Below are 13,805 nucleotides of genomic sequence, written 5' to 3' on the forward strand. Positions count from 1 at the left end.
CCCCTCGTCTCCTGCCCCGGGGGCCCGGATTTTTGTAAACTCCCCCGCGGGGGGAGGGGGGGGGGCCGCGCTGCCCCCACACCCCACCCCCCCCCCCGCGCCCCCCCCCCCCCCCGGCGCCGCGGCCCCCACCTCTCCCGCAAGCGGGAGAGGTGAGAGTTCCGGGATGACGCGCTTTCGCGCGTCACTTCTTGGTCTTGCCGAGATCCTTGACGGCCTCGAAGGTCGCGAACTCGACGTTGTAAAGCTCGCCGTCGACCTTCTCGACCTTCCGGATGTAGATGTTCTGCACGATGTCGCGGGTCTCGGGGTCGATCGAGATCGGGCCGCGCGGGCTCTCCCATTTCTGGCCCTTCATGGCTTCGACCAGCTTGGTGCCGTCGGTGTCGCCATTGGTCTTCTTCAGCGCTTCGTAAATCAGGTGAATGCCGTCATAGCCGCCCACCGCCATGAAGCCCGGCCGGTTTCCGTAGGCCTTCTTGTAGGCCGCGACGAAATCCTTGTTCATCTGCGAGGGATGTGCCGCCGAATAGAGGTGCGCGGTGACCGTGCCCAGCACGGCGTCGCCCATGTTGTTGAGGAGGTCGTCGTCGGTCACATCGCCCGGTCCGATCACCTTGATGCCGGCCTTGTCGAGCCCGCGTTCGGCATACTGCTTCATGAAGTTACCGCCTTGGCCGGCCGGCACGAACACGAAGATCGCGTCAGGCTTGGCGTCCTTCATGCGCTGGAGGAACGGTGCGAAATCGGGATTGGCGAGCGGCGTCTTCACCTCTTCGACCACCTCGCCGCCACCGGCGGTGAAGTTCTGCTTGAAGAAGTTGAGCGCGTCATTGCCCGGCGCGTAGTCCGAAGTCAGGGTCGCCACCTTCTTGATGCCGTTTTTCACCGCCCAGTCCGCGATGATGGTGGAGGACTGCGCCAGCGTGAAGCTGGTGCGCACGATATAGGGCGAGCGCTCGGTGATGATCGAGGTGCCGGCCGCCATCACGACCTCCGGGATCTTGGCTTGCGTGGCCAGCGGCGCCGCCGCGAGCGCGGCCGGGGTCACGCCGAAGCCGGCGATGAAATTGACCTTGTCGTTGACGATCAACTCCTGCGCGGCGGTCTTGGTCTTGTCGGGAATCGCAGCATCGTCCTTGAGGATGATCTCGATTTTCTTGCCGGCGACGGTGTCGCCCTTCTGCTGCATGTAGAGCTTGATCGCGTTCTCGATCTGCTTGCCGGTCGAGGCCTGGCCGCCGGTCATCGGCAGGATCAGACCGACCTTGACGCTATCCTCGGCCTTGGCCGGTGCGATGGCCGCAAGGCCCGCGATGGCGGCAGCTGCTGCAGCCCAAACAGTCCTACGAGACAGTTGTTTGCGTTCGAACATCAGATGTCCCTCCCCTTCATTCCTGATCTCTTGTGCGCTGGACCGAGTGCCCGATCCTTGCCTTAAGTTTAGCTCACGCACGCGTGATGTCGCGCGCCACATGGCGTCTTTCGCGCCCTTATTGTCAATCGGACGTTTGGCGACCATTCCGCGCAAGCCGAGCGTTCCGATTGCCGACGGCAGAAGCGATATCGGGTGACGTCCGAGTAAACCCGGCATCGCGATTGCAATCGCTTATCATTTGTACGATTGTACAAACAAAATGGACCTGTCAACGAAAAAGCCCTATCTCCCGATCAAGGCGCTTTGTCGCGAGCTCTTGCCGCAGTCTAGAAACGCCGTCGGCCGGGTGGATGGAGGATTTCGTCTTTTGTTTGCAGAATTTGAACATCGGCAGGGCCTGGGTCGGCACACTACGGTATCAAATTACCCACCTCGAATAAGTCTATTTTACCTGTTGAAGGGTACTCTCCCGGCGACAGCCTGACCTGGCGTCCAACACGACTGACCTCGCCTCCGTACAATGCCCAGACCCTTCCGTTCCCTGCTGATCCTCCTCGCACTCTCCGCGGGCCTGTCCGGCTGCGGCACCGTCAACGAAAAGCTCTCGTCCGGCATGGGCGACTACGTCCCGCAATGGGCCGGCGGCTTGCCGGCGGACGCCCCCCCGCGGGCGGGGACGCCGCAATACGATGCCTACATGAAGGAACGCGAGCGCAAGCGGCTGATGCCGGCAGCGGATCGCGAAAAGGAAGAGCAGGCGCAGAAGGGCACGGCGTCCGGCAGCGCGGTGCGCTAGAAAGCGCCCGTCGCCGCTTGCGGCGAGAGGTGACGCAAATCAATCCACGAACACCACGGTCTTGCGGCCGTTAAGGATGACGCGGTCGTTGAGATGGTAGCGGATCGCGCGCGCCAGCACGCGGCGCTCGATGTCGCGGCCCTTGCGGACGAGATCCTCAGGCGTGTCGCGATGGCTGATGCGCTCGACGTCCTGATCAATGATCGGGCCCTCGTCGAGGTCGCGGGTGACGTAGTGCGCGGTGGCGCCAATCAGCTTGACGCCACGCTCATGGGCCTGGTGATAGGGTTTTGCGCCCTTGAAACCCGGCAGGAACGAGTGGTGGATGTTGATGCAGCGTCCCGACAGGTTTGCCGAGAGATCGTCCGACAATATCTGCATATAGCGGGCGAGAACGACGAGATCGGTGCCGGTCTTGGCGACGAGGTCGAGGATCTGCGCCTCCTGCTCGCGCTTGGTCTCTTTCGTAACAGGCAGATAGTGGAACGGAACCCCGCCGAAATCGAGCCCGTCATACACCTCGCGCGGATGGTTGGAGACGATGGCGGCCAAAGTCATCGGCAGCTCGCCGGTGCGCCAGCGATAGAGGATGTCGACCAGGCAGTGATCGGACTTTGACACCAGCAGCATCACCTTGCGATGCGCGGCGCGATCGCGCATCTGCCATTCCATGCCGAAGCGCTCGGCGATCGCGGCAAAGCCGGTCTGCAGCGCCGACAGCTCCACGGCGAGATCGGCGGCGGTGAACACCACCCGCATGAAGAACTTGTTGGTCTCGATGTCGTCGAACTGTTGGGCGTCGAGGATGTTCTGTCCGGAATTCGCCAGGAAGGTCGACACCGCCGAGACGATGCCGGGACGATCCGGACAGGACAGGGTCAGGACATATTGATGATCGGGCATGGGCCTTGATGAAGGTTTGGGCAGCGGCTGCGGGAACGCCCCGCGATTTGCGCCCTGCTCTATCACCGACCCCACCTTGCGCCAATCCCGACGGTGGAGTCAGGATGAACGTACGATTGCTTTGACTGACCGGAGTAGGCTCATGGCCGACCGCTTGAACGGCACCCGCATCCTGATCCTGGAAACGCGCGAGGAGGCGCAGTTTTCGAAGCTGCTGGCCGAGCAAGGCGCCGAGGTCGTGCAATGCCCGATGTTCACCATCCAGGATGTACCGGACCCCGCCCCGGTCGAGGCCTGGATCCGCCGTGCCATCGAGAGGCCGTTTGACGATCTCGTGCTGATGACCGGCGAAGGCCTGCGGCGGGTCATGAAGCTCGCCGTCGCACGGGGGCTCGATCAGGCTCTCGTGGCGGCGCTTGCGAGATCACGAAAATTCACCCGCGGCCCGAAGCCCGGCAAGGCACTGCGCGAAATCGGGCTCGAGGCGCAGCAGACCACGGAGAAGCCGACTACCGAGGGCGTGATCGAGATGCTCGGCAAGCTCGATTTGAAGGGGCACCGCCTCGGCCTCCAGCTCTATCCCGACAAGGACCACAGCGCGCTGACCGGCGCGCTCGCCGCGCAAGGTGCCGAGGTCGATACCGTGTTGCCTTACGTCTACGATCCAAAGGCTGCGGACGCCAGCATCGTCAACGCAATCGACGACATGGCGGAAGGGCGGATCGACGCCATCGCACTGACCAATCTCGGCCAGGTCCGCCGGCTGATCGAAGCCGCGAAGGCCCACGGCAGCGAGGCGAAGCTGCGCGCAGGCTTGAAGCGGACGCTGATCGCATCGGTCGGACCTGCGGTCTCGGGCGAACTCGCGGCGCATGGCCTGCAACCCGACATCGTGCCGGCGGAGGACGCCTATTTCATGCGCCCGCTGATCTCGGCGATGGCCGTGGCGCTGGCGGAAAAGAAGCCGAAAGTGTCGGTGAAGTGAAAATCTTCAGCAGGGTCGTGCCGGAGCAGGATTCTATCCACGCACGACACGATACACGCACGCATTTCCTTCGACGCCGCGCAGAGGTGCATCAAACTCAACGACGGCGTGACCGGCGAGGAGATCGCTGACGCCCGGCGCCGAATAAAGCGCTTCCGAGACACAGATTTCGCCGGCATCGGCCAGCGCTTGCACGCGCGCCGCGACATTCACAGTCTGCCCGAAGTAGTCCAGATTTTCGTTGAGGGTCACGGCAATCGAAGGACCACAATGCGCTCCGATCTTGAGGATGATGCTCGGATCACCGTGCTCGCTGTTGTAGCGTTCTATTTCTCCGAGCATGTGTAGCGCCGCGGAGACCGCGTCTGTCGGGCGGGAGAAGACCGCCATCACGGCGTCTCCGATCGTTTTGACGATGGCGCCGGAATGCTCCTGGACGGTCGCTCCCAGCAAGGCAAAGAGCTCGCGGACCAGGGCATAGGCATTCAGATCGCCGAGACGTTCGTACATTGCGGTCGAACCCTTGAGATCCGTGAACAGCAAGGTTACCTGCCGGATGCCCAGGCCTTCCCGCTCGTCGATGCGTTCCGAGCGGAACAGGCGGCGGAAGGTATGCCGCGCAAGCAACATGCCGCCGGACAGATACGGTTCGAACTCGAGCGCAGGCTTGGTCGTCTGAGCCAGGACTTCGGCCGGCCAATTGATCAGGAGCAATGAGCCACGCACTGCGCCGGAGTTCTCCACGTCGATCACAATGGGGCCGGGCGGGACGGCGGACAGAGAAGGCCAGAAACGCCGCCCATCATATCGGACTCGCAGGACGGTCGGCGCGGTTGCGGGTTCGCCTGCGACCGAGACCAGGAATGCAGCCTGCGTTTGGACGTTGACGCCGGCCAGGGCACCGGGACCGAGCTCGGCGCGAAGAGTGGTGGTCGAGCCAGGCGGCAAGAACGCGAGTCCGCGAACCAATCCATGCAGGAAATCCAGAAATCGGACCTTCTGGCCAGGCAAGCGCGCGTCGCCCAAGAAACGAAGCTTCCAGTGGAAATCCTCGACCGAGAGGGAATGAGGATCATGAAATGGAAGCCGCCGGAGTTGCGGCGAGACCGTAAACGTAACCTCAATGAAATCGTCGAGATCGGTTTCACCGCTGACGTCGCATAGGCCGCAAACGTAATGGGTCTTCAGGGTGCGCAGAGCGCCAAAGCTGTCGAGCACCATGCCGGATTGGGGACAGACAACGTCCCAACTCATCTCGAACAACCCACTCCTTGTCGCGTGGAGAAACAGGTCGATGCTTTCGGCCTCGGTGATGGTCCGATCACGCGCGAACGCAAGAGGATTGATCCGGTAGAGCGAGAGATCGTCACCGCTCCTGATAAGCATTTCAAATTTCGAGATCACGCGTGGGCTCCAGGATCGGGCCTGCTCAATCTCGGTCATCTTGCTTTCGAGGAGCCGCTCCTGGATGTTGGTCATTGTGCGCCCTGGGTCATTGCAATGTCATGAGCAGGATGGCCGTGGTTCAAACTGATCCGCATGTCACGCGGCCACCGCTCTCGGCGATGGCAACAGCGCCAGCGGAGAGGAAGCCGCGGATTGCAGCGCGTTGAGCGCAGCATTTGCGCCGCCAACCAAGCAACGATGCTTAGTCTGCCACCTGCGAGGCGGCCGACATCAACTCCTGCGGGCTCGGCATGCCGAACATGCGCTGGCCGCCTTCAGGAACCTCGGTAAAAGTCCAGCGCACGATCCCGTCCCGATCGAGCAGGAACTGGCCAAACAGCTGGCCCTGGCCGGTTGCCGCCATGCGCTGATCGGCTTCCATCATCTGGTAGCCATCCTTGTTGTTGAGCTGCTCGGCAGCCGCCAAGCGATTCATCGGCCCGGACAATTCTCCGGGAATGTCGACTTGCATGCTCATGACCACATCCATCCCCACTTTGCGCGGCCACTCGGTCTCGTTCTCCGTGAACTCGAGATTGGGCAGGCCGAACGCGCGGTGCGAGATCCGCTCGGGATCGGACGCAGCGAGCAGGTTGGGCAACGGATGGTAACGGAAATAGAGTCGCGCGCGCTCGATCGGCGTGTTGACCACCGTGAGACTTTCGACGCCTTTCTCGTGCAAGGCGGCATCAAGTTGCGCCTGTGCCGCGATATGGCGGCGGCAGAACGGGCAATGCAGCCCCCGATACAGGCCCACCAATATCGGGCTTTGTCCGCGAAAGTCTTCGAGCGCGATCTTTCCGTCGCGTGTGATCGCGTCCAGCACGACGTTCGGTGCACGATCGCCCGGTTGAAGTGGTCCCTCGACGTGACGTTCAGACATGATGGCACTCCTTCACATGATCTAGTCAAGAAACGGCAGTACGATCAGCCCTGCGGGATCAAGCCCGTGCCGCGTGCAGACGTCCTGTGCCAGCGCGAAATATCGCTCGGCTTCGGGCATGTCGCCTCGATCAAGGTTCAGCGTCGCAAGACCATCATAGCATGGAAACAGCTGCTGCGGCTCGCCGGTTTCGCTCGCCACCTCGATGGCCTCATTGTAGCAACGAGCAGCCAGATCGGGCCGGAAATGACATTGATGGATTTGCCCGAGCACGATCAGCGGCACGGAGAGATGCTCGCGCTGATCAAGCGCGCGGTCGATTTCGATCGCCTTTTCGGCGGCCGGCACCCCCTCCTCAGTACATTTGTCGGTGAAGGTGCAACAGGCAACGGCAAAATTGGCGAGAAGGCGCGCCTGGAACCCGAGATCGCCGATCCGACGCGCGACATCAAGTCCGCGCCGGCAAATCTCCACGGCTTTCGCAGGGTCGACAATCGTGTAGAGCACACCGAGATTGGTGTAACCGCGGCAGGCCACGTTGAGGAGACCGGCGGCCTCGGCTGCTGCGACACTTTGCTCCACCTCGCGGACCGCCTCCTGGTGTCGGCCAAGCCGCGCCAGTGCCACCCCCTTGGTGTTGAGCGACTCTGCAATGGCGCGCGCCGCCTCGAATCCGACTTGCCTGTCGGCGTCCGCCGGTACGCTTCGGGCGTAGCCAAGCGCCTCGTCCGCCCATCTCGCGGCGGCCACGTGATCGCCCGTGCGAAACGAAAGACGGCCGCGCTCTTGCAGGAGGTGCGCCCACTCGATGGGCGCGTCGGTCCCTCCCAGCCGTTCGGCCGCCTCGGCATAATGCGCCTCTGCCTTGATCCGCTTGCCGGCGTCCCACAACAATCGGCCAAGCTTGCGGAGAATTCGCGCTTCGCCGATGCGGTCCTCCGCATTGCGATGACCTTCCAGCGCACTCTGGTAGTGCTCCTCAGCCGTGATCCTCCGGCCGGCCGCGGCACACAGCTCCGCGATGCGCTCGCAGAGGATCAGGCGTTCGGGCTCCCGTTCCCCGCCGGCCAACAACACGGCGAGAGCCTGTTGGTAGAAGCGAATGGCATCGTCATTGGCGTAGGTCGCGCGGGCGCGATCGCCGGCCGCGCGCAGATAGCGCGCACCTTTCGGCTTGCTCGCGCTCAGGCTGAAATGGTGTCCGAGCAGTATGAGGTCCTCGAGGCGCTCGGGCTCATTGCCATAGAGCCGCTCCAGCGCGGCACCAATCCGTCCATGGAGCTCGATCCGACGCTGCAAGAGCAGGTTTTGATAGATCACGTCCTGAAGCATGGTTTGCGTAAAGCGATAAGATCGCAGCGAGATCGAGTTCGCACCCGCGACCTCCTCGACAATCTCGGCATCGCACAGAAGTTCGAGCCCCGCTTCCACCTTCGTCCTCTCAGATGCCATCGCACCGAGAAGAGCCGCGTCAAAACGGGGGCCGATCACCGCGGCCTCCTGGGCCAAGCGGCGCACCTCATGCGGCAGCCGGTCCAGGCGCGCCAGTAGCAGGGCCTGAATGCTTGCCGGTATACCGGCGGCGGCTTCATCTGACTTGATCCGCCACCGTGAGCCGTCACGCTCCAAAGCGCCAGCTTCGATGAGACCGCGGATGATTTCCTCAAAGAAGAGTGGATTGCCGCCCGCGCGCTCGAGGATTCGGCTGAACAGATTGCCCGGCGGTTCACTCCAGCCGTGGCTGAAGTAGGCCGCGAGCAGCTTTTGTCCGTCTGCGTCACCAAGTGGAAGCAATCGAAGGGTTGTATGGCTGATCCGTCCCGAGCCGAACTGATCCAGTTCCAACATGGGCCGATGCGTAAACAACAGCATCAGCCGCGTACGCTCCAGCCGGTCCATCAGGAATCGCAGCGCTTCAAGCGATACAGCATCGGCCCAGTGCAGATCCTCGACAATGATCAGGAGCGGCGACAGGACCAGGCGCCGTTCGAACACGGTACGAATCGCAAAGAATATCTGCCGCCGAAGCTGCTCGGGCTCGACGTGCTGCAGCGCGGCGTCCGGATCGCCGAGGCCGAGAACGTGGAAATAAAGGGGCATCAGGCGATCGGCCTCTTCGACCGCAAGGCCGAGCTCCGACAGTGCCGTGGCCAGCTTGGCCTGGGCCTCCGCCACGGTCGCCTTCTGCGCGATGCCGTAGGCGCTGCGCAGCACAGCGGCAAGGGTGCCATAGGACTGTTCGCCCAGCGGCGAGCAGACAGCGCGCCGGATCGCCACGCCGGCGAAACGGTCCTCATCGCGGGCGTGGGCAACGAATTCGTCCACCAGACGCGTTTTGCCGATGCCGGCTTCACCGACCAGCCGCACCAGCTGCGCCGCGCCGCCACACGCGAGATCAAGATTGTCGACTAGACGGGCCAGCTCGGCGTCGCGCCCAATCACCGGCGCACTGAGGCCCAGCGTATCGAGGCCGCGTGCCGCACGGGGCGTGTCGAGCGGTCCGTTCAAGCGATGGACCAGGACGCTGCCCATCTTGCCCTTCAGCGAGACCTCGCCAAGCGATTCATATGAGAATGCATGCCGCGTAAGACGGTAGGTCAGCGGCCCGACCAGCACCTCGCCCGTGGAAGCCATCGACTGCAATCGTTGAGCCGTATTCACCGTATCGCCCGTGACCGAGTAGGATTTGGCAACTCCGACACCCAGTCCGCCAGCAACCACGTGCCCGGTGTTGATGCCGACATGAAGCAGGAGCGGTGACCCGGCATACGCCTTTGCACGTTCGCTGAGTTGCGCCGTTCGGCCGATCATATCGAGCGCGGCGCGGACGGCCCGCTCGGGGTCGTCTTCGTGCGCGGCCGGCGCTCCGAATAGCGCAAGCAGCGCGTCGCCGATGAATTTGTCCACGAAGCCGCCAAAGCTTTGCACCGCCGCCGTTAGCTCCTCGAACAATTCGTTCTGAAGCGCCTGCATGACTTCAGGATCGAGTCGCTCGCTCATCGTGGTGAAGCCGCTAAGGTCGGCAAACAGCACGGTAATGGTGCGGCGGTTGGCTTCGCTGTCGATCTTGTCCGGCTGCGATCGAAACCCGTATAGGGCGTCGGCCGTCGGCGCCAGCGGTGGCGAGGACGCCCTGGTCGGGATTGTCACGCGGCTGGCCTGCATTGATGCCTGCCCGCCGGCCTTGGAGGCTTCACTGACGAGGGCGCCGCATTTCGGGCAGTACGCGAAATCCGGTGCGCACGCATAGCCGCAGCCGGGGCAGGCGTTCGGCTGCTTCGTGCCGCATTTCGGGCAGAAGGCAAAGCCGCTCTGAACCTCGGAACCGCAACAGGAGCAGTTCATGGGTCGAGACCCCGCGGGCGCCGCGATGGCGCGGTCTGCTGGACCCGGTCATGGGCCCAGGATCGGCAAGGATGGGCTCGTCGTGCCGGAAGAGCAAGCGGTGGTAGCGGCCGCGAACGCGGCTTCACTCCTCCCCGTATCCCCTTAGCCGCTCGATATCCAAAATGGTCACGCCGCCGTACTCCAGCCGCAGCAGCCCCTCTTTCTCCAGCCGGTTCAGCGCGCGGTTGGCGTTCTGGCGGGACATGCCGGAAAGCGCGCCGATCTCCTCCTGGGTGACCTCCAGATGCGCGGTGGATTCCGGATAGAGGATCGGATTGAACAGCGAGGCGATGCTGCGGGCAAGCCGCGCGGTGGCATCCAGCGTGCGGTTGACTTCGAGCATACCGATGAACTGGCCGAGCCGCTCGTTGAGCTGGCGCACCAGGAAGCGGTTGAAGCCGACGCTGTTCTCGAACAGCCACATGAAGGCGCTACGCTCCATCAGTGCGACGCGGCTGTTGCGCAGCGCCACCACGTCATAGCGGCGCGGTTCGTTCTTGAGCACGCTGCCCTCGCCGAACCAGGCCCCTGCCGTCAGCCCGGCAAGACTCGTCTCCTTGCCGTCGCGCGAGACCCCGCCCATCCGGGCAAGGCCGAAGACCATGCCGGCCCAATAGTCGAACGTATCGCCGCGCATGAAAACGGTCTCGCCCGTGCCGTAGGACCGCTCCGTGATCCCGGTACGAGCGACCTCGATCTCCGCTGGCGTGAGCTCGCGCGACCAGGCAGCGACGCGCTTCAGTTGATCCTCTGAAATCATGATCCCGAAGCCAGCCGCACCGTTCGTCACTCCTGTTCTGCTGCAACGCAGCATGACCGTTTCGACCACCATCCGACGAAAGATGGATGATCCCCCCATCCAAAAACTTTGTCGCAGAATTGTCAGGCGGGGGACATTTCAAAATAGCGCTTTCCCCTATTGAGGACCACCTCGGGCGATGCGGCTTTTGATCCCAAACGGGAAGAGAGCGGCGCGGCTCCGGTCGAGACCATCTGCTGCATGGCCTCACCGGCACGGTCGTACTAGGATCGCACGACAGAAACGGACGAAGAGCGCCACTGAAAGCGCCATCACCGGGAGGGATCTGTTTGGTGGCTACCAGTCTTGAAGTGCGCGGCGTGTCCTTGCGATTCGGCGGCGTTCGTGCGCTGACCGATGTCGGCTTCGCCATCAGGGAAGGCGAGCTGTTCTCGATCATCGGCCCCAACGGCGCCGGCAAGACCTCGATCGTGAACTGTATTTCCGGCCGCTACAAGCCGACCGAAGGCCAGTTGTTCTACCAGGGCCGCGACATCACCGGCCTGACGCCCAACGCGCGCGCTTCGCTCGGCATCGGCCGCACCTTCCAGAACCTGGCGCTGTTCCACCATATGAGCGTGCTCGACAACATCATGGTCGGCCGCCATCACCTCCTGAAGAACAATTTTCTCACGGGCTCGCTGTACTGGCTCACCGGCGCGCGCAAGGAAGAGCTCGAGCACCGCCGCAAGGTAGAAGAAATCATTGATTTCCTCGACCTCCAGTCGGTGCGAAAGGCGCCGGCCGGCACCCTCTCCTACGGCTTGCGCAAGCGCGTCGAGCTCGCCCGCGCCATGGCGCTGGAGCCGCGCCTCATTCTCCTCGACGAGCCGATGGCCGGCATGAACTTCGAGGAGAAGGAGGACATGGCCCGGTACATCGTCGATCTCAACGAGGAGTTCGGCATGACCGTGGTGATGATCGAGCACGACATGGGCGTGGTGATGGACATCTCCCACCGCGTCATGGTGCTGGATTTCGGCCGCAAGATCGCCGAGGGCAATCCGGCCGCCGTGCTCGCTGATCCCCACGTCAGGCGCGCCTATCTCGGCGAAGAGGACGAGGTGCTGGTGGACCCTGACGATGCTCCGCCGGCGCAGGAGAGCGCGGCATGATGGATTACGCAGGCCGCGTCGCCCAGGCCGACACCTATCCGAAAATGCTCCGGCTCAATGCGAAGGAGTACGGCAACGAGATCGCACTCCGGGAGAAGGATCTCGGGCTCTGGCGCCCGTTCACCTGGAACGCCTACCAGACGCGGGTGCGCGATTTCGCGCTCGGCCTCATCGAACTGGGCCTTGGGCGCCAAGACGTTATAGGCATCATCGGCGACAACCGGCCGGACTGGGTCGCGGCGGAAATCGCCACTCATGCGGTTGGAGGCTTGAGCCTCGGGCTCTACCGCGACGTGCTCGACGAAGAAGCTTCGTATCTCCTCAATTATGGCGAGGCGCAGCTCGTTTTCGCCGAGGACGAGGAGCAGGTCGACAAGCTGCTTACGCTGGCCGACCGCGTCCCAAAGCTGAAGCACATCATCTATTCCGATCCGCGCGGCATGCGGAAATACGACGATCCGCGCTTGATGTCAGCGGAGACGTTTGCCGAACTCGGCCGGGCGCGGGCTACGCGCGAGCCGGAACTTTACGACCGGCTGGTGGACACGACCAAGGGCGAGGACGTCGCGATCCTCTGCACGACATCAGGCACCACCTCGCATCCAAAGCTCGCGATGCTCGCGGCCGGCCGCGTGCTCGGCCACTGCGCGACCTATCTCGCTTTCGATCCGAAAGGGCCGGACGACGAATACGTGTCGGTGCTGCCGCTGCCCTGGATCATGGAACAGGTCTATGTACTCGGCAAAGGTCTCTTGTGCCGGATGAAGATCAACTTCGTCGAGGAGCCCGAGACCATGATGAACGATCTGCGCGAGATCGCGCCGACGTTTGTCCTGTTTGCACCGCGCGTTTGGGAATCGATTGCCGCCGACGTCCGCGCCAGGGTGATGGACGCAACGCCGTTCAAGCAGCGCCTGTTCGACATCGGCATGAAGAGCGGACTTGCCGCGCTCGAACAGGGCGAGCGTTCCGGCTTCGCCGACGCGATCCTGTTCCGCGCGTTGCGCGACCGCCTCGGCTTCACCCGCCTGCGTTCGGCCGCAACCGGCGGCGCGGCACTTGGGCCCGAGACCTTCAAGTTCTTCCAGGCCATGGGCGTGCCGCTGCGCACGCTCTACGGCCAGACCGAGCTACTGGGGGCCTACACGCTGCATCCCGCGGGCAAGGTCGATCCCGACACGACGGGCGTGCCGATGGCCGAGAGCGTCGAAATCCGCATCGACAATGCCGACGTCCACGGCGTCGGCGAGATCGTGGTGCGGCATCCCAACATGTTCCTCGGCTACTACAAGAACCCGGAGGCGAGCGTCGCCGACATCAAGGACGGCTGGATGCTGTCGGGCGACGCCGGCTATTTCAACGCGAATCGCCAGCTCGTGGTGATCGACCGCATCAAGGATCTCGCCGAGACCTCGCGCGGCGAGCGCTTCTCGCCGCAATTCATCGAGAACAAGTTGAAGTTCTCGCCCTACATCGCGGAAGCCGTGGTGCTGGGCTCGGGGCGCGACACGCTCGCCGCAATGATCTGCATCCGCTACTCCATCATCTCGAAATGGGCGGAGAAGAACCGGCTCTCGTTTACGACCTACAGCGACCTGGCCTCGCGACCCGAGGTCTATGCGCTGCTCAAGAAGGAAGTCGAGACCGTCAACGCGACCCTGCCGCCGGCACAGCGCATCTCGCGCTTCCTGTTGCTCTACAAGGAGCTCGACGCCGACGACGGCGAGCTCACCCGCACGCGGAAAGTGCGCCGCAGCGTCATCAACGAGAAATACGAAGGCATCATCGACGCGATCTACGGCGGCCAGGCCGAGATCCCCGTGGACACCGTGATCCGGTTCCAGGACGGCACCACGCAAAGGGTGCGGACGACGCTGCGAGTGGTGGATTTGGGCGGACCGGGGCATTTGGCGGAGGCCGCGGAGTGAACACGCTTTCAAACGAGCGCAAGCTGCCAGTCGATGCGCCCCATCCCCTTGTGGAAGAGGGCATCTCCGCCGTCAGCGAAGACCCCACTCGGGTGAGGGGTCCTGTCTCCGCACCGTCGCTGCGGAGACAACCCCTCATCCGGCTTCGCTTCGCGAAGCCACCCTCTCCCGCAAGGGGAGAGGGT

The 13,805-nt window shown here is 63.4% G+C and carries 10 protein-coding genes; 4 read left to right on the top strand and 6 right to left on the bottom strand.

The genetic code is table 11. The annotated features are described in order from the left end of the window. Window positions 1–184: 184 nt before the first annotated feature. A complete protein-coding gene (locus tag AC0L3K_RS05510) occupies window positions 185–1,375 on the bottom strand; it encodes an ABC transporter substrate-binding protein (protein WP_473365547.1) in 1,191 nt (396 codons plus the stop codon). 523 nt (window positions 1,376–1,898) lie between these two features. On the opposite strand from AC0L3K_RS05510, the gene AC0L3K_RS05515 reads away from it, so the two are divergent. Continuing rightward, entirely contained in the window at window positions 1,899–2,174 is a 276-nt protein-coding gene (locus AC0L3K_RS05515; RefSeq protein WP_473256129.1) for a hypothetical protein, read from the top strand. A 39-nt stretch (window positions 2,175–2,213) separates the two neighbouring features. On the opposite strand, the gene purU is transcribed toward AC0L3K_RS05515, so the two are convergent. After that, a complete protein-coding gene (purU, locus tag AC0L3K_RS05520) occupies window positions 2,214–3,077 on the bottom strand; it encodes a formyltetrahydrofolate deformylase (RefSeq protein WP_473256128.1) in 864 nt (287 codons plus the stop codon). A gap of 142 nt (window positions 3,078–3,219) precedes the next feature. Here purU and AC0L3K_RS05525 point away from each other — a divergent pair, with 142 nt between their 5' ends. Beyond that, the gene (locus AC0L3K_RS05525; RefSeq protein WP_473365548.1) at window positions 3,220–4,062 is read left to right on the top strand and encodes a uroporphyrinogen-III synthase; all 843 of its coding nucleotides are present in this window, start codon (window positions 3,220–3,222) and stop codon (window positions 4,060–4,062) included. A 33-nt stretch (window positions 4,063–4,095) separates the two neighbouring features. On the opposite strand, the gene AC0L3K_RS05530 is transcribed toward AC0L3K_RS05525, so the two are convergent. The 4 genes from AC0L3K_RS05530 to AC0L3K_RS05545 all read right to left on the bottom strand — a co-directional run bounded on the left by AC0L3K_RS05530 (window position 4,096) and on the right by AC0L3K_RS05545 (window position 10,538). Next, a complete protein-coding gene (locus AC0L3K_RS05530) occupies window positions 4,096–5,541 on the bottom strand; it encodes a DUF5939 domain-containing protein (RefSeq protein ID WP_473365549.1) in 1,446 nt (481 codons plus the stop codon). A gap of 169 nt (window positions 5,542–5,710) precedes the next feature. Further along, window positions 5,711–6,391 carry a redoxin domain-containing protein gene (locus AC0L3K_RS05535; protein ID WP_473365550.1) on the bottom strand — a complete coding sequence of 227 codons (681 nt, stop codon included), beginning with the start codon at window positions 6,389–6,391 and terminating at the stop codon, window positions 5,711–5,713. Window positions 6,392–6,412: 21 nt separating this feature from the next. Continuing rightward, on the bottom strand, window positions 6,413–9,736 hold the full coding sequence (locus AC0L3K_RS05540; RefSeq protein ID WP_473365551.1) for an adenylate/guanylate cyclase domain-containing protein: 3,324 nt from the start codon (window positions 9,734–9,736) through the stop codon (window positions 6,413–6,415). Window positions 9,737–9,860: 124 nt separating this feature from the next. Further along, window positions 9,861–10,538, bottom strand: coding sequence for a Crp/Fnr family transcriptional regulator (locus AC0L3K_RS05545; protein WP_473256130.1), 678 nt, complete (start codon window positions 10,536–10,538; stop codon window positions 9,861–9,863). 332 nt (window positions 10,539–10,870) lie between these two features. Between AC0L3K_RS05545 and AC0L3K_RS05550 the strand changes: the two genes are divergently transcribed. Both AC0L3K_RS05550 and AC0L3K_RS05555 read left to right on the top strand, forming a co-directional pair. Continuing rightward, window positions 10,871–11,692 (top strand): ABC transporter ATP-binding protein, encoded by an 822-nt coding sequence (locus AC0L3K_RS05550; protein ID WP_473365552.1) that lies wholly within the window; start codon window positions 10,871–10,873, stop codon window positions 11,690–11,692. Beyond that, the gene (locus tag AC0L3K_RS05555) at window positions 11,689–13,620 is read left to right on the top strand and encodes an AMP-binding protein (protein WP_473365553.1); all 1,932 of its coding nucleotides are present in this window, start codon (window positions 11,689–11,691) and stop codon (window positions 13,618–13,620) included. Before AC0L3K_RS05550 ends, AC0L3K_RS05555 begins: the two co-directional genes overlap by 4 nt. Window positions 13,621–13,805 lie beyond the last annotated feature (185 nt).

Source organism: Bradyrhizobium sp. MI1.10, assembly GCF_055811035.1.

Coding starts and splice junctions, on each gene's coding strand:
- AC0L3K_RS05510 (WP_473365547.1), bottom strand. CDS start 1,375: ATGTTCGAACGCAAACAACTGTCTCGTAGGACTGTTTGGGCTGCAGCA.
- AC0L3K_RS05515 (WP_473256129.1), top strand. CDS start 1,899: ATGCCCAGACCCTTCCGTTCCCTGCTGATCCTCCTCGCACTCTCCGCG.
- purU (WP_473256128.1), bottom strand. CDS start 3,077: ATGCCCGATCATCAATATGTCCTGACCCTGTCCTGTCCGGATCGTCCC.
- AC0L3K_RS05525 (WP_473365548.1), top strand. CDS start 3,220: ATGGCCGACCGCTTGAACGGCACCCGCATCCTGATCCTGGAAACGCGC.
- AC0L3K_RS05530 (WP_473365549.1), bottom strand. CDS start 5,541: ATGACCAACATCCAGGAGCGGCTCCTCGAAAGCAAGATGACCGAGATT.
- AC0L3K_RS05535 (WP_473365550.1), bottom strand. CDS start 6,391: ATGTCTGAACGTCACGTCGAGGGACCACTTCAACCGGGCGATCGTGCA.
- AC0L3K_RS05540 (WP_473365551.1), bottom strand. CDS start 9,736: ATGAACTGCTCCTGTTGCGGTTCCGAGGTTCAGAGCGGCTTTGCCTTC.
- AC0L3K_RS05545 (WP_473256130.1), bottom strand. CDS start 10,538: ATGATTTCAGAGGATCAACTGAAGCGCGTCGCTGCCTGGTCGCGCGAG.
- AC0L3K_RS05555 (WP_473365553.1), top strand. CDS start 11,689: ATGATGGATTACGCAGGCCGCGTCGCCCAGGCCGACACCTATCCGAAA.